31 protein-coding genes and 3 tRNA genes are annotated in these 17,069 nt (G+C 57.3%); all 34 read right to left on the bottom strand.

From position 1 onward, the window contains the following. Positions 1-621, bottom strand: a complete 621-nt coding sequence (gene rpsD / locus BLS08_RS24745) for a 30S ribosomal protein S4 (RefSeq protein WP_074682440.1) — start codon at positions 619-621, stop codon at positions 1-3. 17 nt (positions 622-638) lie between these two features. Further along, the gene (gene rpsK, locus BLS08_RS24740; RefSeq protein WP_003243933.1) at positions 639-1,028 is read right to left on the bottom strand and encodes a 30S ribosomal protein S11; all 390 of its coding nucleotides are present in this window, start codon (positions 1,026-1,028) and stop codon (positions 639-641) included. A 30-nt stretch (positions 1,029-1,058) separates the two neighbouring features. Next, positions 1,059-1,415, bottom strand: a complete 357-nt coding sequence (rpsM, locus tag BLS08_RS24735) for a 30S ribosomal protein S13 (protein ID WP_003463275.1) — start codon at positions 1,413-1,415, stop codon at positions 1,059-1,061. 133 nt (positions 1,416-1,548) lie between these two features. Continuing rightward, positions 1,549-1,665: a 50S ribosomal protein L36 gene (gene rpmJ, locus BLS08_RS24730; protein ID WP_002555468.1), complete on the bottom strand. Its 117-nt coding sequence runs from the start codon at positions 1,663-1,665 to the stop codon at positions 1,549-1,551. A 28-nt stretch (positions 1,666-1,693) separates the two neighbouring features. Then, positions 1,694-3,022 (bottom strand): preprotein translocase subunit SecY, encoded by a 1,329-nt coding sequence (gene secY / locus BLS08_RS24725; RefSeq protein WP_017675609.1) that lies wholly within the window; start codon positions 3,020-3,022, stop codon positions 1,694-1,696. Continuing rightward, entirely contained in the window at positions 3,023-3,454 is a 432-nt protein-coding gene (gene rplO / locus BLS08_RS24720; protein ID WP_017675610.1) for a 50S ribosomal protein L15, read from the bottom strand. 2 nt (positions 3,455-3,456) lie between these two features. After that, the gene (rpmD, locus tag BLS08_RS24715) at positions 3,457-3,636 is read right to left on the bottom strand and encodes a 50S ribosomal protein L30 (protein ID WP_003243922.1); all 180 of its coding nucleotides are present in this window, start codon (positions 3,634-3,636) and stop codon (positions 3,457-3,459) included. A 2-nt stretch (positions 3,637-3,638) separates the two neighbouring features. Continuing rightward, positions 3,639-4,139: a 30S ribosomal protein S5 gene (gene rpsE / locus BLS08_RS24710; protein ID WP_017675611.1), complete on the bottom strand. Its 501-nt coding sequence runs from the start codon at positions 4,137-4,139 to the stop codon at positions 3,639-3,641. Positions 4,140-4,142: 3 nt separating this feature from the next. Beyond that, on the bottom strand, positions 4,143-4,493 hold the full coding sequence (gene rplR / locus BLS08_RS24705) for a 50S ribosomal protein L18 (protein WP_017675612.1): 351 nt from the start codon (positions 4,491-4,493) through the stop codon (positions 4,143-4,145). A gap of 11 nt (positions 4,494-4,504) precedes the next feature. Further along, positions 4,505-5,038, bottom strand: coding sequence for a 50S ribosomal protein L6 (gene rplF / locus BLS08_RS24700; protein WP_075749997.1), 534 nt, complete (start codon positions 5,036-5,038; stop codon positions 4,505-4,507). Positions 5,039-5,051: 13 nt separating this feature from the next. Continuing rightward, positions 5,052-5,444 (bottom strand): 30S ribosomal protein S8, encoded by a 393-nt coding sequence (gene rpsH / locus BLS08_RS24695; RefSeq protein WP_003243915.1) that lies wholly within the window; start codon positions 5,442-5,444, stop codon positions 5,052-5,054. A 191-nt stretch (positions 5,445-5,635) separates the two neighbouring features. Continuing rightward, entirely contained in the window at positions 5,636-5,941 is a 306-nt protein-coding gene (gene rpsN, locus BLS08_RS24690; protein ID WP_003463288.1) for a 30S ribosomal protein S14, read from the bottom strand. A gap of 14 nt (positions 5,942-5,955) precedes the next feature. After that, complete coding sequence (gene rplE / locus BLS08_RS24685; protein ID WP_017675614.1) at positions 5,956-6,495, bottom strand: 50S ribosomal protein L5; 540 nt, start codon at positions 6,493-6,495, stop codon at positions 5,956-5,958. A gap of 19 nt (positions 6,496-6,514) precedes the next feature. Further along, positions 6,515-6,829 carry a 50S ribosomal protein L24 gene (gene rplX / locus BLS08_RS24680; protein ID WP_017675615.1) on the bottom strand — a complete coding sequence of 105 codons (315 nt, stop codon included), beginning with the start codon at positions 6,827-6,829 and terminating at the stop codon, positions 6,515-6,517. Positions 6,830-6,840: 11 nt separating this feature from the next. Further along, the gene (rplN, locus tag BLS08_RS24675) at positions 6,841-7,209 is read right to left on the bottom strand and encodes a 50S ribosomal protein L14 (protein ID WP_003243907.1); all 369 of its coding nucleotides are present in this window, start codon (positions 7,207-7,209) and stop codon (positions 6,841-6,843) included. Positions 7,210-7,232: 23 nt separating this feature from the next. Next, complete coding sequence (gene rpsQ, locus BLS08_RS24670; RefSeq protein ID WP_026088453.1) at positions 7,233-7,499, bottom strand: 30S ribosomal protein S17; 267 nt, start codon at positions 7,497-7,499, stop codon at positions 7,233-7,235. A 2-nt stretch (positions 7,500-7,501) separates the two neighbouring features. Then, positions 7,502-7,693: a 50S ribosomal protein L29 gene (rpmC, locus tag BLS08_RS24665; RefSeq protein ID WP_003463299.1), complete on the bottom strand. Its 192-nt coding sequence runs from the start codon at positions 7,691-7,693 to the stop codon at positions 7,502-7,504. Further along, a complete protein-coding gene (gene rplP, locus BLS08_RS24660) occupies positions 7,693-8,106 on the bottom strand; it encodes a 50S ribosomal protein L16 (protein WP_003243901.1) in 414 nt (137 codons plus the stop codon). The genes rpmC and rplP overlap by 1 nt, the downstream gene beginning before the upstream one ends. Before the next feature lie 12 nt (positions 8,107-8,118). After that, the gene (rpsC, locus tag BLS08_RS24655; RefSeq protein WP_017675617.1) at positions 8,119-8,805 is read right to left on the bottom strand and encodes a 30S ribosomal protein S3; all 687 of its coding nucleotides are present in this window, start codon (positions 8,803-8,805) and stop codon (positions 8,119-8,121) included. Positions 8,806-8,818: 13 nt separating this feature from the next. Next, positions 8,819-9,151, bottom strand: a complete 333-nt coding sequence (gene rplV, locus BLS08_RS24650; protein ID WP_003103908.1) for a 50S ribosomal protein L22 — start codon at positions 9,149-9,151, stop codon at positions 8,819-8,821. 11 nt (positions 9,152-9,162) lie between these two features. Further along, positions 9,163-9,438 (bottom strand): 30S ribosomal protein S19, encoded by a 276-nt coding sequence (gene rpsS / locus BLS08_RS24645; RefSeq protein ID WP_017675618.1) that lies wholly within the window; start codon positions 9,436-9,438, stop codon positions 9,163-9,165. A gap of 16 nt (positions 9,439-9,454) precedes the next feature. Continuing rightward, complete coding sequence (rplB, locus tag BLS08_RS24640; RefSeq protein ID WP_017675619.1) at positions 9,455-10,279, bottom strand: 50S ribosomal protein L2; 825 nt, start codon at positions 10,277-10,279, stop codon at positions 9,455-9,457. 14 nt (positions 10,280-10,293) lie between these two features. Beyond that, positions 10,294-10,593 (bottom strand): 50S ribosomal protein L23, encoded by a 300-nt coding sequence (gene rplW / locus BLS08_RS24635; RefSeq protein ID WP_003463306.1) that lies wholly within the window; start codon positions 10,591-10,593, stop codon positions 10,294-10,296. Then, a complete protein-coding gene (rplD, locus tag BLS08_RS24630) occupies positions 10,590-11,192 on the bottom strand; it encodes a 50S ribosomal protein L4 (protein ID WP_017675620.1) in 603 nt (200 codons plus the stop codon). Before rplD ends, rplW begins: the two co-directional genes overlap by 4 nt. A 14-nt stretch (positions 11,193-11,206) precedes the next feature. After that, entirely contained in the window at positions 11,207-11,836 is a 630-nt protein-coding gene (gene rplC / locus BLS08_RS24625) for a 50S ribosomal protein L3 (RefSeq protein WP_017675621.1), read from the bottom strand. An 83-nt stretch (positions 11,837-11,919) separates the two neighbouring features. Beyond that, positions 11,920-12,231, bottom strand: coding sequence for a 30S ribosomal protein S10 (rpsJ, locus tag BLS08_RS24620; protein WP_003463313.1), 312 nt, complete (start codon positions 12,229-12,231; stop codon positions 11,920-11,922). 155 nt (positions 12,232-12,386) lie between these two features. Next, positions 12,387-13,580: an elongation factor Tu gene (gene tuf, locus BLS08_RS24615; RefSeq protein ID WP_090337633.1), complete on the bottom strand. Its 1,194-nt coding sequence runs from the start codon at positions 13,578-13,580 to the stop codon at positions 12,387-12,389. Between the two features lie 84 nt (positions 13,581-13,664). Then, positions 13,665-13,740 (bottom strand) — tRNA-Thr (locus tag BLS08_RS24610). 26 nt (positions 13,741-13,766) lie between these two features. Then, a tRNA-Gly gene (locus BLS08_RS24605) sits at positions 13,767-13,840 on the bottom strand. A 24-nt stretch (positions 13,841-13,864) separates the two neighbouring features. Beyond that, a tRNA-Tyr gene (locus BLS08_RS24600) sits at positions 13,865-13,949 on the bottom strand. Between the two features lie 141 nt (positions 13,950-14,090). Further along, on the bottom strand, positions 14,091-14,777 hold the full coding sequence (locus tag BLS08_RS24595; RefSeq protein ID WP_017675628.1) for an SPOR domain-containing protein: 687 nt from the start codon (positions 14,775-14,777) through the stop codon (positions 14,091-14,093). A gap of 8 nt (positions 14,778-14,785) precedes the next feature. After that, positions 14,786-15,535: a pantothenate kinase gene (locus tag BLS08_RS24590; protein ID WP_017675629.1), complete on the bottom strand. Its 750-nt coding sequence runs from the start codon at positions 15,533-15,535 to the stop codon at positions 14,786-14,788. Further along, entirely contained in the window at positions 15,525-16,490 is a 966-nt protein-coding gene (birA, locus tag BLS08_RS24585; RefSeq protein ID WP_017675630.1) for a bifunctional biotin--[acetyl-CoA-carboxylase] ligase/biotin operon repressor BirA, read from the bottom strand. The genes BLS08_RS24590 and birA overlap by 11 nt, the downstream gene beginning before the upstream one ends. Before the next feature lie 265 nt (positions 16,491-16,755). Beyond that, on the bottom strand, positions 16,756-17,069 hold a 314-nt coding region (locus tag BLS08_RS24580), incomplete at its 5' end, for an integrase core domain-containing protein (protein WP_139204308.1).

Here is a 17,069-nt window from a genome sequence, read left to right as displayed (position 1 = left end):
TTACTTGGAGTAGAGCTCGACAATCAGGCTCTCGTTGATGTCAGCGGACAGATCGCCACGAGCCGGTACGTTCTTGAACACACCAGACTTCTTCTCGGCGTCTACTTCTACCCACTCAACACGGCCACGCTGGGCGCAGAGCTCGAGAGCCTGAGCGATGCGCAGCTGATTGCGCGATTTCTCGCGAATAGCAACGACGTCGCCAGCCTTAACTTGGTAGGACGGTACGTTTACGGTCTGACCGTTGACGCTGATCGCTTTGTGCGAAACCAGCTGACGGGACTCGGCACGAGTAGCGCCAAAACCCATACGGTAAACCACGTTGTCCAGACGGCACTCCAGCAGTTGCAGCAGATTCTCGCCGGTGGCGCCTTTCTGACTGGCAGCTTGCTTGTAGTAACCGCTGAATTGACGCTCCAGTACGCCGTAGATACGACGAACTTTTTGCTTCTCACGCAGCTGGGTGCCGTAGTCGGACTGACGGCCACGGCGCTGGCCGTGGATACCCGGGGCTGCTTCGATGTTGCACTTAGATTCAAGCGCGCGAACACCACTCTTCAGAAAGAGATCGGTGCCTTCACGACGAGACAGTTTGCACTTGGGACCAATGTAACGAGCCATTTCTCACTGTCTCCTGATTACACGCGACGCTTCTTCGGCGGACGGCACCCGTTGTGCGGGATTGGCGTCACGTCGGTGATGCTGGCGATTTTGTAGCCGCAGGCGTTCAGAGCACGCACAGCGGATTCGCGACCTGGGCCTGGACCTTTGACGTTGACGTCGAGGTTCTTCAGACCGTATTCCAGTGCAGCCTGACCAGCGCGCTCGGCGGCGATCTGGGCAGCGAACGGAGTGGACTTACGCGAGCCGCGGAAACCCGAACCACCGGAGGTAGCCCAGGACAGGGCGTTACCCTGACGGTCGGTAATGGTCACGATAGTGTTGTTGAAAGACGCGTGGATGTGGGCGATGCCATCAACCACCGTCTTTTTGACTTTTTTACGAGTACGAGCAGCAGGTTTTGCCATGACTAAATTCCTGTCGATTCGCGAATGCGATTACTTGCGGATCGGCTTACGCGGGCCCTTACGGGTGCGAGCGTTGGTCTTGGTACGCTGACCGCGAACCGGTAGACCTTTACGATGACGCAGGCCACGGTAGCAACCCAGATCCATCAAGCGCTTGATCTTCATATTCACTTCACGACGCAGGTCGCCTTCGGTATTCACCTTGGCTACTTCGCCACGCAGCTGTTCGATCTGCTCGTCAGTCAGATCCTTGATTTTCGCAGCCGGGTTTACACCGGTAGCGGCACAGATTTTCTGCGCAGTGGTGCGACCAACACCGAAGATGTAGGTCAGCGAGATAACAGTGTGCTTGTTATCCGGAATGTTAACGCCTGCAATACGGGCCATTCAGTGGAACTCCAATTGACAGCTACCTACGCCCCGGAAGCCAAGAAATAGGGCGCGAGATATTAACGCTGTAATAACAAATAATCAACCCGGCAGCGCACTAGCTGCCGGGCTTATCACGCGTGGTTCACACTCAGCCTTGGCGCTGCTTGTGACGCGGCTCTGCGCTGCAGATCACCCGCACGACACCTTCGCGACGGATAATTTTGCAGTTACGGCACAGCTTTTTCACCGATGCACGAACTTTCATTACCAACTCCTCGAACCTTACGGGTGGATCAGCGGAGCATGCCGCTGCCATAGCCCTTCAGGTTGGCTTTCTTCATCAGGGAATCGTACTGGTGAGACACGAGGTGCGATTGCACTTGGGACATGAAGTCCATTACAACCACGACCACGATCAGCAACGAGGTCCCGCCAAGGTAGAACGGAACGTTGGCTGCAACCACCAGGAACTGGGGCAACAGGCACACGGCCGTCATGTACAGAGCACCGAACATGGTCAAGCGGGTCAGAACGCCATCGATATAGCGTGCAGACTGCTCGCCCGGACGGATGCCCGGAATAAAGGCACCGGACTTCTTCAGGTTTTCCGCTACGTCTTTCGGGTTGAACATCAGCGCTGTGTAGAAGAAGCAGAAGAAAATGATCCCTGCACTAAACAGCAGAATGTTCAACGGCTGACCAGGAGCGATAGCCTGCGAAATGTCCTGCAGCCAGCCCAAACCCTCGGACTGACCAAACCAGGCACCCAGCGAGGCCGGGAACAGCAGAAGGCTGCTGGCGAAGATGGCCGGGATTACGCCCGCCATGTTCACCTTCAACGGCAGGTGGCTGGTCTGCGCAGCGAAGACCTTGCGGCCCTGCTGACGCTTGGCATAGTGCACCGCAATGCGACGCTGACCACGCTCAATGAACACCACGAAACCGATGATCGCTACTGCCAGCAGGCCGATGGCGATCAGAGCGAAGATGTTGATATCGCCCTGACGAGCAGACTCGAAAGACTGCCCGATTGCCGACGGCAGACCGGCCACGATGCCTGCAAAAATCAGCATCGAGATACCGTTGCCGACACCGCGCTCGGTGATCTGCTCGCCTAGCCACATCATGAACATCGCGCCCGCCACGAAAGTGGTGATCGCCACGAAGTGGAAGCCGAAATCGCCCGAGAACGCAACGCCCTGACTAGCCAGACCAACGGACATACCGATGGCCTGAACGAACGCCAGAACGAGAGTGCCGTAGCGGGTGTACTGGCTGATCTTGCGACGGCCAGCTTCACCTTCCTTCTTCAACTGTTCCAGCTGCGGGCTGACAGCGGTCATCAGTTGCATGATGATCGATGCCGAAATGTACGGCATGATCCCCAGTGCAAAGATGCTCATCCGCTCCAGCGCGCCGCCGGAAAACATGTTGAACAAGCTAAGAATGGTCCCCTCATTCTGCCGGAACAGATCCGCCAGTCGGTCTGGGTTGATGCCAGGAACCGGGATGTGCGCACCTATCCGGTAGACGATGATCGCCAGGAACAGGAAACGCAGACGAGCCCAGAGTTCGGACAACCCGCCACCTGCCAGCGCTGAGAGAGCACCTTGCTTAGCCATTTAGTCCTCGAACTTACCGCCAGCTGCCTCGATAGCCGCACGCGCACCCTTGGTGGCGGCGATACCTTTCAGGGTGACCGCACGGGTAACCTCACCGGACAGCATGACTTTCACACGCTGTACGTGATGGCCTACCAGATTGGCATCCTTCAGAGCCTGCAGAGTTACAACACCTTCTACCTTGTTCAGCTCGGAGGTACGCACTTCAGCGCGATCCATAGCCTTCAGGGAGACGAAGCCGAACTTCGGCAGACGGCGGTGCAGCGGCTGCTGACCACCCTCAAAGCCCGGAGCGATGGAACCACCGGAGCGGGAGGTTTGACCTTTGTGGCCACGGCCACCAGTCTTACCCAGACCGCTACCGATGCCACGGCCCGGACGGTGCTTCTCGCGACGGGCACCCGGCGCGGAACGCAGATCGTTCAGTTGCATGATTAACCCTCCACCTTCAACAGGTAGTAAGCCTTGTTGATCATGCCGCGGTTTTCCGGAGTATCCAGAACCTCTACGGTGTGACCGATGCGACGCAGGCCCAGGCCCTTGACGCAAGCTTTGTGATTGGCCAGACGGCCATTGGTGCTCTTGATCAGAGTCACTTTGACGGTATTAGCCATGGTTAGAGAATCTCCTCGACGCTCTTGCCACGCTTGGCTGCAACAGAACCCGGAGACTGCATGGTCTTCAGACCCTTGAAAGTGGCGTGAACCACGTTCACCGGGTTGGTCGAGCCGTAGCACTTGGCCAGAACGTTCTGCACACCAGCCACTTCCAGCACGGCACGCATGGCACCGCCGGCGATGATACCGGTACCTTCCGAAGCCGGCTGCATGAACACCTTGGAGGCGCCGTGAGCGGACTTGATCGGGTACTGCAGAGTGGTGCCGTTCAGATCAACTTGGATCATGTTGCGACGAGCAGCTTCCATCGCTTTCTGGATAGCAGCCGGAACTTCGCGGGACTTGCCACGGCCGAAACCGACGCGACCCTTGCCATCACCTACCACGGTCAGCGCGGTGAAAGTGAAGATACGGCCACCCTTTACGGTCTTGGCAACGCGGTTAACCTGAACCAGCTTCTCGATGTAGCCTTCGTCGCGCTTTTGGTCGTTATTTGCCATAACTTAGAACTCCAGCCCGCCTTCACGAGCAGCATCAGCCAGCGCCTTGACGCGGCCGTGGTACTTGAAGCCAGAACGGTCGAATGCCACCTGGGTCACACCAGCGGCTTTCGCACGCTCAGCAACCAGCGCACCAACTTTCTTGGCTGCGTCGACGTTGCCGGTGGCGCCATCACGCAGTGCTTTGTCCAAGGTAGAGGCGCTGGCCAGAACCTTGCTGCCGTCGGCCGAGATGACCTGGGCGTAGATGTGCTGCGAAGAGCGGTACACGCACAGACGCACGGCTTCGAGCTCGTGCATTTTCAGGCGTGCTTTGCGAGCGCGACGCAGACGAGTAACTTTTTTGTCGGTCATTTTTCAGCCCCTTACTTCTTCTTGGCTTCTTTACGACGGACAACTTCATCCGCGTAACGAACGCCTTTGCCCTTGTAGGGCTCAGGACGACGGAAGTCACGGATTTCCGCAGCCACCTGACCCACCAGTTGCTTGTCGATACCCTTGATCAGGATTTCGGTCTGGTTCGGGGTTTCGGCCACGACGCCTTCCGGCAGTTCGTAGTCGATCGGGTGGGAGAAGCCCAGTGCGAGGTTCAGCACCTGGCCTTTGGCTTGAGCTTTGTAGCCCACGCCGACCAGCTGCAGCTTACGCTCGAAGCCTTGGCTGACACCGATGACCATGTTGTTCACCAGAGCACGAGTAGTACCGGCCATGGCACGGTTCTGCTGGTCGCCATTACGGGCGGCGAAACGCAGTTCGCTACCTTCCTGGATCACTTCCACGGACGAGTGAATGTTCAGTTCCAGAGCGCCCTTGGCACCCTTGACCGAGAGCTGCTGACCGGCGAGTTTGATCTCGACACCGGCAGGCAGCACAACGGGGTTCTTAGCAACGCGAGACATGCTTATCCCCCCCTTAGAACACGGTGCAGAGCACTTCGCCGCCGACACCGGCAGCGCGCGCAGCGCGATCCGTCATCACACCTTTGTTGGTGGAGACGATGGAAACACCGAGACCGCCGCGAACCTTCGGCAGGTCATCGACGGATTTGTATTGACGAAGGCCAGGACGGCTCACGCGCTTGACTTCCTCGATGACCGGACGGCCTTCGAAGTACTTCAGCTCGATGGACAGTTGTGGCTTGGCTTCACCATTGACTTCATAACCCGCAATGTAACCTTCGTCTTTCAGAACTTTGGCTACGGCTACCTTCAGAGTGGAAGAAGGCATGCTTACGACGGACTTTTCAGCCATCTGGGCATTACGGATACGAGTTAGCATGTCCGCTAACGGGTCCTGCATACTCATGGGCTAGACGCTCCTGATACAAAAAGAACAGCCCGAGGGCTGTGGGATCATCCAAAAGCTCGGCATGGAAATACCAGGCTCAGGAGAGCCGGACATTCTAGAGACCGATCAAAAATGAATCAAGCCCCAAAAGGGGCTTGTTCAAATAAAGACAAAGCCGGCACTAGGCCGGCTTCGCTTTTTTACTGCTATTACCAGCTGGCTTTCACCAGGCCCGGTACGTCACCGCGCATGGCGGCTTCGCGCAGCTTGTTACGCGACAGACCGAACTTGCGGTAAACGCCGTGCGGACGGCCGGTGATGCGGCAACGGTTACGCAGGCGCGAGGCGCTGGCGTCCCGTGGTTGCTTCTGCAGAGCGACCTGAGCTTCCCAACGCGCTTCCGGACTGGTGTTCGGATTAGCGATGGTGGCTTTCAGCTCGGCACGCTTCTTGGCGTACTTGGCAACCGTTTGCTGACGCTTCAGCTCGCGGTTCTTCATGCTTGTCTTGGCCATTATCCAGACTCCGATCAGTTGCGGAACGGGAAGTTGAAAGCACGCAGCAGAGCGCGGCCTTCATCATCGTTACGGGCAGTGGTAGTCAGGGTGATGTCCAGACCACGCAGCGCATCGATTTTGTCGTAATCGATTTCCGGGAAGATGATCTGCTCTTTCACGCCCATGCTGTAGTTGCCACGACCATCGAAGGACTTGGCATTCAGGCCGCGGAAGTCACGCACGCGCGGCAGGGAGATGGACAGCAGACGATCCAGGAACTCGTACATACGCTCGCGACGCAGAGTGACCTTGACGCCAATCGGCCAACCTTCACGAACCTTGAAACCTGCGATCGACTTGCGGGCATGAGTCACAACGACTTTCTGACCGGTAATCTTCTCGAGGTCGGCAACAGCGTTTTCGATGATTTTCTTGTCACCGATCGCTTCGCCCAGGCCCATGTTCAGGGTGATCTTGGTGATGCGCGGAACTTCCATCACGTTCGCCAGCTTCAGTTCTTCCTTCAGCTTGGGCGCGATTTCCTTCCGGTAAATCTCTTTCAGTCGTGCCATGGTATTTACCTACGGATTCTCAAGCGCCAACCGGCTTCTGGGTGGACTTGAAGACACGAATTTTCTTGCCGTCTTCGGTCTTGAAGCCAACGCGGTCAGCCTTGTTGGTTTCAGAGTTGAAGATGGCAACGTTGGAAGCGTGCAGAGGCGCTTCTTTCTCGACGATACCGCCTTGAACGCCCGACATCGGGTTCGGCTTGGTATGACGCTTCACCAGGTTGATGCCACCGACGACCAGACGGTCGTCAGCGAGAACCTTGAGCACCTTACCGCGCTTACCTTTGTCTTTGCCGGCGATCACGATGATCTCGTCGTCACGACGAATCTTTTGCATGTCGGATCTCCTTAAAGCACTTCAGGGGCGAGCGAGACGATCTTCATGAACTTCTCGGAACGCAGTTCACGGGTCACTGGCCCGAAGATACGGGTACCGATCGGCTCTTGCTTGTTGTTCAGCAGAACAGCAGCGTTGCCGTCGAAGCGGATGATCGAACCGTCGGCACGACGAACGCCGTGACGGGTACGAACAACCACTGCAGTCATGACCTGACCTTTCTTCACTTTGCCGCGCGGAATTGCTTCCTTGACGGTGACCTTGATGATGTCGCCGATGCCGGCGTAGCGACGATGAGAGCCGCCCAGCACCTTGATGCACATAACACGACGTGCACCACTGTTGTCAGCCACATCGAGCATGGATTGAGTCTGAATCATAAAATTTCTCCGACCCCTAGCCCTTAGACGTCAACTGCGCGTTCGACGACTTCAACCAGAGCCCAGGACTTGGTCTTGGACTGCGGACGGGTTTCGCGAATGGAAACCTTGTCGCCGATCTTGCACTGGTTGGTTTCGTCGTGAGCGTGCAGTTTGGTCGAACGCTTGACGTATTTACCGTAGATCGGGTGCTTTACACGGCGCTCGATCAGAACGGTGATGGTCTTGTCCATCTTGTCGCTGACAACACGGCCGGTCAGCGTACGGACTGTTTTTTCGGCTTCAGCCATGATCACTTACCTGCCTGCTGGTTGAGCACAGTTTTCACACGAGCGATGTCGCGCTTAACTTGCGAGAGCAGGTGAGACTGCCCCAACTGGCCAGTTGCTTTCTGCATGCGCAGATTGAACTGGTCGCGCAGCAGACCGAGCAGTTGCTCGTTCAGTTGCTGTGCGGTTTTTTCACGAAGTTCGGTCGCTTTCATCACATCACCGTCCGCTTAACAAAGGTGGTGGCGAGCGGCAGCTTTGCAGCAGCCAGGGCGAAAGCCTCACGCGCCAGCTCTTCGGAAACGCCTTCGATCTCGTACAGGACTTTGCCTGGCTGGATCTGGGCTACCCAATATTCGACGCCACCCTTACCTTTACCCATCCGCACTTCGAGAGGCTTCTTGGTAACCGGCTTGTCCGGGAATACGCGAATCCAGATCTTGCCGCCACGTTTTACGTGACGAGTCAGAGCACGACGAGCGGACTCGATCTGACGGGCGGTGAGACGACCGCGGGCTACAGACTTCAGCGCGAACTCGCCGAAGCTGACCTTGCTACCGCGCTGAGCCAGACCACGGTTGTGGCCGGTCATCTGCTTGCGGAACTTCGTACGCTTTGGTTGCAACATGATGCGTACTCCTTATTTCTTAGCAGCTTTACGAGGAGCGGGCGCTTGCGGCTTCAGCTCTTCAGTGCGGCCACCAATGACCTCACCCTTGAAGATCCAAACCTTGACGCCGATCACACCGTAAGTGGTGTGCGCTTCGTAGGTGGCGTAATCGATATCTGCACGCAGGGTGTGCAGGGGCACACGACCTTCGCGATACCACTCGGTACGGGCGATTTCAGCGCCACCAAGACGACCACTCACCTGGATCTTGATGCCCTTGGCACCAATGCGCATGGCGTTCTGTACAGCGCGCTTCATGGCGCGACGGAACATTACGCGACGCTCCAGCTGCTGAGCTACGCTCTGTGCAACCAGCATACCGTCGAGCTCCGGCTTGCGGATCTCTTCGATGTTGATGTGCACCGGCACACCCATTTGCTTGGTCAGGTCCTGACGCAGCTTCTCAACATCTTCACCTTTCTTGCCGATCACGATGCCGGGACGAGCGGTGTGGATGGTGATGCGTGCGGTTTGAGCCGGGCGAGCGATGTCGATACGGCTAACGGACGCGCTTTTTAGTTTGTCTTGCAGGTATGCACGAACCTTCAGGTCGGCATTCAGGTAGTCGGCGTAAGTGCGACCATCTGCATACCAAACCGAAGTGTGATCCTTGACGATTCCCAGGCGGATGCCAACGGGATGTACTTTCTGACCCATCTGATCGACTCCGTTACTTGTCCGCAACCTTGACAGTGATATGGCAAGACCGCTTGACGATGCGATCAGCACGGCCTTTGGCACGCGGCATGATGCGCTTAAGCGAACGCCCTTCGTTGACGAAAACGGTGCTGACCTTCAGGTCATCAACGTCTGCGCCTTCGTTGTGCTCGGCGTTGGCAACGGCCGACTCCAGCACTTTCTTCATGATCTCGGCGGCTTTCTTGCTGCTGAAAGCCAGCAGGTTGAGCGCTTCGCCCACCTTCTTCCCGCGGATCTGGTCGGCGACCAGGCGAGCTTTCTGGGCGGAGATGCGAGCGCCCGACAACTTAGCGGCTACTTCCATTTCCAAACCCCTTAACGCTTGCCTTTCTTGTCGGCAACGTGACCACGATAGGTACGCGTGCCGGCAAATTCGCCCAGTTTGTGGCCGACCATGTCTTCGTTCACGAGGACCGGGACATGTTGACGACCGTTATGCACAGCGATGGTCAGACCGACCATCTGCGGCAGGATCATGGAACGGCGCGACCAGGTCTTAACCGGTTTGCGTTCGTTCTTTTCCACCGCCGCTTCGACCTTCTTCAGTAGGTGAAGATCGATAAAAGGACCTTTTTTCAGAGAACGTGGCACTGTCGTATCCCTCTATTTACTTGCGACGACGGACGATCATGTTGTCGGTGCGCTTGTTAGCACGGGTTTTCGCGCCCTTGGTCGGGAAGCCCCATGGCGACACCGGATGACGACCACCGGAGGTACGACCCTCACCACCACCGTGCGGGTGATCAACCGGGTTCATGGCAACACCACGAACGGTCGGACGAACACCGCGCCAGCGCTTGGCACCGGCCTTACCCAGCGAACGCAGGCTGTGCTCGGAGTTCGAGACTTCGCCCAGGGTCGCACGGCACTCGGAAAGGACTTTACGCATTTCGCCGGAGCGCAGACGCAGAGTCACATAGGCACCTTCACGAGCGATCAGCTGAGCGGAAGCACCAGCGGAACGAGCGATCTGAGCACCTTTACCCGGCTTCAGCTCGATACCGTGAACGGTCGAACCTACCGGAATGTTGCGCAGCTGCAGGCTGTTGCCCGGCTTGATCGGAGCCATGATGCCCGCAATCAGCTGGTCGCCAGCAGAAACGCCCTTCGGAGCGATGATGTAGCGACGTTCGCCGTCAGCGTATTTCAGCAGAGCGATGTGAGCAGTACGGTTCGGATCGTATTCCACGCGCTCGACGGTGGCAGGAATGCCATCCTTGTCGTTGCGACGGAAGTCGACCAGACGGTAATGCTGCTTATGACCACCACCGATATGACGGGTGGTAATACGGCCATTGTTGTTACGACCACCGGACTTCGACTTTTTCTCGAGCAGCGGAGCGTATGGAGCGCCTTTGTGCAGCTCCTGATTGACCACCTTGACCACAAAACGGCGGCCAGCGGAAGTCGGTTTGCATTTAACGATTGCCATGATGCACCCCTTCCTTACTCAGCACTGCTGGTGAAATCGAGTTCTTGGCCCGGCTGAAGGGAGATAACTGCCTTCTTCCAGTCGTTACGCTTGCCCAGACCGCGAGCGGTGCGCTTGCTCTTACCCAGAACGTTCTGAGTAGTAACGCGCTCAACCTTCACGCCGAACAGGCCTTCGACAGCCTTCTTGATTTCCAGCTTGGTCGCATCGGTAGCGACTTTGAAAACGAACTGACCTTGCTTGTCAGCCAGAACCGTGGCCTTCTCGGAGATGTGCGGGCCAAGCAGCACTTTGAATACGCGTTCCTGGTTCATCCCAGCAGCTCCTCGAATTTCTTCACGGCCGAAACGGTGACCAGCACCTTCTCGTACGCGATCAGGCTGACCGGATCGGAACCCTGGACGTCACGTACATCAACGTGCGGCAGGTTGCGGGCAGCCAGGTACAGGTTCTCATCGACAGCGTCGGATACGATCAGCACGTCGGTCAGGCCCAGGCCATTGAGTTTGGCCAGCAGGGTCTTGGTCTTCGGCGCGTCAACGGCGAAGTCTTCGACCACGACCAGACGGTCGGTACGAACGAGCTCAGCAAGGATGGAGCGCAGAGCTGCGCGGTACATCTTCTTGTTCAGCTTTTGATCATGGTTGCGGGTGGACGCTGCGAAGGTCACACCACCGCCACGCCAGATCGGACCACGAGTGGTACCAGCACGAGCACGACCAGTGCCCTTCTGACGCCATGGGCGCTTACCGCCACCGGAAACGTCAGAACGGGACTTCTGACCTTTGGTACCCTGACGGCCGCCAGCCATATAGGCTACGACTGCCTGGTGAACCAGAGTCTCGTTGTACTCGCCACCGAAGGTCGATTCCGACACTTCGATCGCCTGAGCGCCATTTACATTCAATTGCATCTCAGATTCTCCCCTTACGCCTTGGCAGCCGGACGAACGATAACGTCGCCGCCAGTAGCGCCAGGAACGGCACCCTTGACCAGCAGCAGATTACGCTCGGCGTCTACGCGCACGACTTCCAGGGACTGCACGGTAACGCGCTCAGCACCCATGTGGCCGGACATCTTCTTGCCCTTGAATACGCGACCCGGGGTCTGGCACTGGCCAATGGAACCCGGAACACGGTGGGACACGGAGTTGCCGTGAGTGTTGTCCTGGCCGCGGAAGTTCCAACGCTTGATGGTACCGGCGAAGCCTTTACCTTTGGACTGACCGGTGACATCCACCAGTTGACCAGCTTGGAAAATTTCAGCGTTGATCAGATCACCAGCCTGGTAGTCGCCTTCTTCAAGACGGAACTCCAGAACGGTACGACCTGCCGCGACGTTCGCCTTGGCGAAGTGGCCAGCTTGAGCTGCTGTGACACGCGAAGCACGACGCTCGCCAACAGTGACTTGCACTGCGCGATAGCCATCGGATTCTTCGGTTTTAAACTGGGTGACGCGATTCGGCTCGATCTCGATGACCGTAACCGGAATGGAGACACCTTCTTCGGTGAAAATACGGGTCATACCCGCTTTACGACCGACTACACCAATAGTCATGTTGTAAACCTCATGAGTGTACGGGGCTTTCACCCGCTATGGCCGCCCATTTCAGAGCGTTACACGACTAAAACCGCCAGGTTTTAGCCGAGGCTGATCTGCACTTCCACGCCTGCCGCAAGGTCAAGCTTCATCAGCGCGTCAACGGTTTTATCCGTCGGCTGGACGATGTCCAGAACACGCTTATGAGTGCGGATTTCGTACTGATCGCGCGCGTCTTTGTTGACGTGCGGGGAGACCAGAACGGTATACCGCTCCTTACGAGTAGGCAGAGGAATCGGACCACGCACCTGAGCACCAGTACGTTTCGCGGTTTCCACGATTTCCTGGGTAGATTGATCGATCAGGCGATGGTCAAAAGCCTTCAACCGAATACGGATTTGTTGGTTTTGCATTTTGACCTCAGATTCCAAGCTGCTAATCCCCACAGACGGACTACGCCCGCTCGAGGGAGGCGCAATTGTACGGATGCCCCCTGGGGGTGTCAACTTTTAACCAATCCAAAAGAAAAGGGCCCCGAAGGGCCCTTTTCCATACCGCGGATCGTTGATTACTCGACGATCTTGGCAACCACGCCAGCACCAACGGTACGGCCGCCTTCGCGAATCGCGAAACGCAGGCCATCTTCCATGGCGATCGGCTTGATCAGGGTGACAACCATTTTGATGTTGTCGCCCGGCATTACCATCTCAACGCCTTCCGGCAGTTCGCACGAACCGGTCACGTCAGTGGTACGGAAGTAGAACTGAGGACGGTAGCCCTTGAAGAACGGGGTGTGACGACCACCTTCTTCTTTGGACAGAACGTACACTTCAGCTTCGAACTTGGTGTGCGGCTTGATGGTGCCCGGCTTGGCCAGAACCTGACCACGCTCGACTTCATCACGCTTGGTGCCGCGCAGCAGCACGCCGCAGTTCTCACCAGCACGACCTTCATCCAGCAGCTTGCGGAACATCTCAACGCCGGTGCAGGTGGTCTTGGTGGTCGGACGCAGACCAACGATTTCGATTTCTTCCTGGATACGGACGATACCGCGCTCTACACGACCGGTCACTACAGTACCGCGGCCGGAGATCGAGAATACGTCTTCGATCGGCATCAGGAACGGCTTGTCGATGGCACGAACCGGCTCAGGGATGTAGGTGTCCAGAGTTTCGACGAGGTTTTTGACGGCAGTGGTGCCCATGTCGTTGTCGTCCTGGCCGTTCAGAGCCATCAGCGCCGAGCCGATGATGATCGGAGTGTCGTCACCCGGGAAATCGTAGGTGCTCAGCAGGTCGCGAACTTCCATCTCGACCAGCTCCAGCAGCTCAGCGTCGTCAACCATGTCAGCCTTGTTCAGGAAGACAACGATGTACGGTACGCCAACCTGACGGGACAGCAGGATGTGCTCACGAGTTTGCGGCATCGGGCCGTCGGCAGCCGAGCAGACCAGGATCGCGCCGTCCATCTGGGCAGCACCGGTGATCATGTTCTTCACGTAGTCGGCGTGACCCGGGCAGTCAACGTGCGCGTAGTGACGAATGTTGGAATCGTACTCTACGTGGGCAGTGTTGATGGTGATACCACGAGCCTTCTCTTCCGGGGCGCTGTCGATCTTGTCGAAGTCAACGCGAGCGGAACCGAAAACTTCGGAGCAGACACGGGTCAGAGCAGCGGTCAGAGTGGTTTTACCGTGGTCAACGTGACCGATGGTGCCAACGTTGACGTGCGGTTTGTTACGTTCGAATTTTTCTTTAGCCATCTTGACCGTCTCCTAGCGAAGAATTGAGCAAGCCATGCCGCCATTAAAACAAAGGCAGATACTTTCATATCTGCCTTCATTAGATGGAGCTCATGAGCGGATTTGAACCGCTGACCTCACCCTTACCAAGGGTGTGCTCTACCAGCTGAGCTACATGAGCCAAACTCTGTTGCGCCAACCACAAACTGGAGCGGGTAGCGGGAATCGAACCCGCATCATCAGCTTGGAAGGCTGAGGTTCTACCACTGAACTATACCCGCGGAGCTTGCAGCTCACGCCGAATCTGGTGGAGGGGGAAGGATTCGAACCTTCGAAGTCGATGACGTCAGATTTACAGTCTGATCCCTTTGGCCGCTCGGGAACCCCTCCAAAGTGAGGCGGCATTTTCTAGATCTGCCACCCTGCTGTCAAGCTTTTTCTCATTAAAATCTTGAGGTTAGCTACTTTGACAACATCTTCGTCGGGAACCAACTTTGACCACCCTGCGAAGCGGGCGCCATTCTATGCAAACTACTGGAGCAATGCAACGCCTTCACAAGGCATTAATTGATGCTGCAAACCTGCGAAGTCACCCGCGAGCCGCCCAAGCAAAAATTCATCTGCCAAGCGCCGACTTTCCGGAGCAACGCGCACCCAGAAACTGCGATGCGCGCGCGAGAGCTCGCGAATCTGCGGCTCGTAACCCACATCCCGCAAACGCTGCATGACGCTATTGGCCGAGTCATTGCGAGGGAATATGCCGAGCGATATGCCATTCGCCAGCTCGCCCTGAGTGATGATGTAGCTATCGATACGGCGGGCCTGCAGTTCGCGCAACTGCCTCAGCGAGGCCTGACGGGAAGCCAGAGGCGGCAGATAAACCCAATACTCGACCCCCGCCGCCGCATCGACACCGCGCACTTCAGCCTGTATGTCCAAACTCAACAGACGCTGCTCCACAACCCTGGCCCTCGACTCCTCTTCGAAACTCCCTAGATAGAGGCAAACAGCCGCATCAGGAACAGCCGCATCAGCCGGTGTCGACGAATCTGCACGCGAGCGCGGCGCATCCGCCTCACTCAACAAACGGATATCTTTACGCGCCGCCTGATAAGCACCTGCTGGAGCCACCTCTTTGGCACGTAAGGGAGCCTGCTGCTGATGCCAGACGTAATAGAAGGCGTTAAGTAGCAGGAGCAATAGCAGAAACCAACGCATACCTCGCCTCAGCTCAAGGGACAGGCGATAGCCAGCCCGACAAATACCAGATCAGGAACAACCTGCGCTCCCGGGACCACATCTCGCACCAGATCCGCATCGCCTCCAGTCAGGAAGACCTCGAAACCCTCAGGAAAACGAGCCTGCGCCTGCAGCAACTGCTCGGCAACAAAACCGCGCAACATCAATACGCACCCTCGCTCGACAGCCTCCGCAGTGGAGCGCCCAGGCTCCAGCTCCTGCAAAGCAGCGAGAGCCACCTGCCGGTCGTAGCGAATACGCCGCGTGTGCGTGCTCAACTGATCACGCATGAGCGGCAAACCCGGGCAAATGAAGCCGCCCAGGTGCATACCTGAGGCAGAAACGAAGTCAGCGGTCACCGCTGTCCCCAGATCCACCACCAGACAAGCACGCTGCCCTAGATGATAGGCGCCCAGCACAGCCAACCAACGATCCAGACCAAGACGCCGGAAGTCTTCGTAACCGTTATGCACAACCCCGACCTGACTGGCAGGTTGAGCGCATACCGCATCCACCCCCAAGGACTCACGCAGACGTGCAACCAACTGTTCGGTCTCGGCGTCACTACGCACACTAACCAAGCGACAGCGACTTACCCGCAACCCAGGCGCAACTGCCAACGACTCGAAGAGAGCGGCATCGGAGTCGACCACGCCAGCAAGAAGGCGCTGCGTTCCATCCACGGAGATCACCCGCCACTTGATAAAGCTATTACCGCAGTCGAGCTCAAGAATCATGTTGCAACCTCAGGCTCAACTCGCCCCCACTGAAGGCGCGATCGACGCCATCCACGCTCAGCCTAATAGCGCCTCGCTCATCAACCCCAAGCACGACACCCAGAGTCGCATTGTTTCCTGCCGTCAACGCCACAGACCGCCCGCGCCACGCATGCAACGCTTCCCACTCCTCGCGCAAACCGGCAAACCCGCGCTGCCAATGAATGGAAAGGCAATCTCGAAGCTGCAACAACAACTTGGCGGCCAACTCATTACGGTCGAGCACGCGCCCAAGGCACTGGCGCACTGAGGTCCAGGGCTGGTCGATAACAGCAGGCACATCGACCGCCATATTGACGTTGATACCGACACCAATCACAACGTGACAGACATCTGCCGGATCCCCGGCCAGCTCTAGGAGAATTCCGGATATCTTGCGCCCCTCGACCAGCACATCATTCGGCCACTTCAGTCGCGCACCGTCGATGCCAATGGATTGCAGCGCCTTAGCGACAGCAAGGCCTACAGTCAGACTCAAGGCCTCCACCTGACTCATGCCACCATCTACACGCAGAACGACGCTGCAATAAAGGTTCTCGGCAAAAGGACTGGCCCAGACCCGCCCCCGCCGGCCGCGCCCAGCGGTCTGACGCTCAGCAAGCAGAACGAAAGGCGCACGCACTCCAGCATCGAGGCGACGAAAGATCTCGGCGTTCGTAGAGTCCACGCTGGACTCGACAGTGATCGGCCAATCCAAGCCATCAGCACCATGAGATATCTCTTGGGCATCTAGCAAGGTCATGGGCGAAGACAACCGATAGCCCCGACCAGGAACCCTGAACACCTCGATCCCCAGCTCGGCCTCCAGGCCTTGCAGTTGCTTCCAGATGGCACTGCGACTTATCCCAAGCTTCGCCCCCAGGGCTTCACCGGAATGGAATCGACCATCCTGTAGAAGTTTCAACAATTCCAGCATGCCAGGCCCCGCCACGAACAAGGCTGGCATGATAACGACGAGGCTTCAGCTTGCATAGAAAACGGCAAGCAGAAGAAAGCCGCACAGGGGAAAGATAACTTCCATGGTGCAAGATCCGACTGAAAGAGCCGCCAATAAAAGTCAACGGCGACAAGACCACCGTCAAGGAGACCTTTCTATTGATGCCTGTAAAGCTTACATCTGAGGCGAGCGCTGATGACCCGTAGGAGCGAGCTCTGCTCGCGAAGCGTCAGCGGTGTAGTGGTCAACCCATCCCGGACAGTGGGTTAAGTTTTTCTTCGGCAGCGGCGGGCGGCAGCCCGTCGTTGAATTGATGTGGCCTGATCCAGTTGTAGCGGTGCATCAGGTAATGACTGATGTCCCGCTGAGCCTCCTGAGCTGTCAGGTAACCGGTCGGCGGAACCCACTCCGACTTCAGACTCCGGAACAACCGCTCCATCGGTGAATTGTCCCAGCAATTACCTCGACGGCTCATGCTCTGTTCCATCCGATATCGCCACAACCGCTGCCGAAACAGGCGGCTGGCGTACTGGCTGCCCTGATCGGAATGAAACAGCA

The organism is Ectopseudomonas chengduensis (genome assembly GCF_900102635.1).
Lineage (GTDB): Bacteria > Pseudomonadota > Gammaproteobacteria > Pseudomonadales > Pseudomonadaceae > Aquipseudomonas > Aquipseudomonas chengduensis.
The sequence above is the reverse complement of the archived record's forward strand: the minus strand, read 5'-3'. Positions and strand labels throughout refer to the sequence as shown.

Excerpts from the sequence above, each read along its gene's own strand:
- BLS08_RS24590 (WP_017675629.1), bottom strand. The coding sequence starts at position 15,535 with ATGATTCTTGAGCTCGACTGCGGTAATAGCTTTATCAAGTGGCGGGTG.
- rpmD (WP_003243922.1), bottom strand. The coding sequence starts at position 3,636 with ATGGCTAATACCGTCAAAGTGACTCTGATCAAGAGCACCAATGGCCGT.
- rpsM (WP_003463275.1), bottom strand. The coding sequence starts at position 1,415 with ATGGCCCGTATTGCAGGCGTTAACATTCCGGATAACAAGCACACTGTT.
- rpsC (WP_017675617.1), bottom strand. The coding sequence starts at position 8,805 with ATGGGTCAGAAAGTACATCCCGTTGGCATCCGCCTGGGAATCGTCAAG.
- secY (WP_017675609.1), bottom strand. The coding sequence starts at position 3,022 with ATGGCTAAGCAAGGTGCTCTCTCAGCGCTGGCAGGTGGCGGGTTGTCC.
- rplO (WP_017675610.1), bottom strand. The coding sequence starts at position 3,454 with ATGCAACTGAACGATCTGCGTTCCGCGCCGGGTGCCCGTCGCGAGAAG.
- rplB (WP_017675619.1), bottom strand. The coding sequence starts at position 10,279 with ATGGCAATCGTTAAATGCAAACCGACTTCCGCTGGCCGCCGTTTTGTG.
- rpsE (WP_017675611.1), bottom strand. The coding sequence starts at position 4,139 with ATGGCAAATAACGACCAAAAGCGCGACGAAGGCTACATCGAGAAGCTG.
- rplE (WP_017675614.1), bottom strand. The coding sequence starts at position 6,495 with ATGGCACGACTGAAAGAGATTTACCGGAAGGAAATCGCGCCCAAGCTG.
- rpmC (WP_003463299.1), bottom strand. The coding sequence starts at position 7,693 with ATGAAAGCGACCGAACTTCGTGAAAAAACCGCACAGCAACTGAACGAG.
- rplN (WP_003243907.1), bottom strand. The coding sequence starts at position 7,209 with ATGATTCAGACTCAATCCATGCTCGATGTGGCTGACAACAGTGGTGCA.
- rpsJ (WP_003463313.1), bottom strand. The coding sequence starts at position 12,231 with ATGCAAAACCAACAAATCCGTATTCGGTTGAAGGCTTTTGACCATCGC.
- rpsD (WP_074682440.1), bottom strand. The coding sequence starts at position 621 with ATGGCTCGTTACATTGGTCCCAAGTGCAAACTGTCTCGTCGTGAAGGC.
- rplW (WP_003463306.1), bottom strand. The coding sequence starts at position 10,593 with ATGAACCAGGAACGCGTATTCAAAGTGCTGCTTGGCCCGCACATCTCC.
- BLS08_RS24595 (WP_017675628.1), bottom strand. The coding sequence starts at position 14,777 with ATGCGTTGGTTTCTGCTATTGCTCCTGCTACTTAACGCCTTCTATTAC.
- rpsK (WP_003243933.1), bottom strand. The coding sequence starts at position 1,028 with ATGGCAAAACCTGCTGCTCGTACTCGTAAAAAAGTCAAAAAGACGGTG.
- rplC (WP_017675621.1), bottom strand. The coding sequence starts at position 11,836 with ATGACTATTGGTGTAGTCGGTCGTAAAGCGGGTATGACCCGTATTTTC.
- rpsN (WP_003463288.1), bottom strand. The coding sequence starts at position 5,941 with ATGGCCAAGACAAGCATGAAGAACCGCGAGCTGAAGCGTCAGCAAACG.
- rplP (WP_003243901.1), bottom strand. The coding sequence starts at position 8,106 with ATGTTGCAACCAAAGCGTACGAAGTTCCGCAAGCAGATGACCGGCCAC.
- rpmJ (WP_002555468.1), bottom strand. The coding sequence starts at position 1,665 with ATGAAAGTTCGTGCATCGGTGAAAAAGCTGTGCCGTAACTGCAAAATT.
- rplR (WP_017675612.1), bottom strand. The coding sequence starts at position 4,493 with ATGACCGACAAAAAAGTTACTCGTCTGCGTCGCGCTCGCAAAGCACGC.
- rplF (WP_075749997.1), bottom strand. The coding sequence starts at position 5,038 with ATGTCTCGCGTTGCTAAGAACCCCGTTGTGCTGCCTGCCGGTGTCGAG.
- rplD (WP_017675620.1), bottom strand. The coding sequence starts at position 11,192 with ATGCAATTGAATGTAAATGGCGCTCAGGCGATCGAAGTGTCGGAATCG.
- rpsH (WP_003243915.1), bottom strand. The coding sequence starts at position 5,444 with ATGAGTATGCAGGACCCGTTAGCGGACATGCTAACTCGTATCCGTAAT.
- rpsQ (WP_026088453.1), bottom strand. The coding sequence starts at position 7,499 with ATGGCTGAAGCCGAAAAAACAGTCCGTACGCTGACCGGCCGTGTTGTC.
- rplV (WP_003103908.1), bottom strand. The coding sequence starts at position 9,151 with ATGGAAGTAGCCGCTAAGTTGTCGGGCGCTCGCATCTCCGCCCAGAAA.
- rplX (WP_017675615.1), bottom strand. The coding sequence starts at position 6,829 with ATGCAAAAGATTCGTCGTGACGACGAGATCATCGTGATCGCCGGCAAA.
- tuf (WP_090337633.1), bottom strand. The coding sequence starts at position 13,580 with ATGGCTAAAGAAAAATTCGAACGTAACAAACCGCACGTCAACGTTGGC.
- birA (WP_017675630.1), bottom strand. The coding sequence starts at position 16,490 with ATGCTGGAATTGTTGAAACTTCTACAGGATGGTCGATTCCATTCCGGT.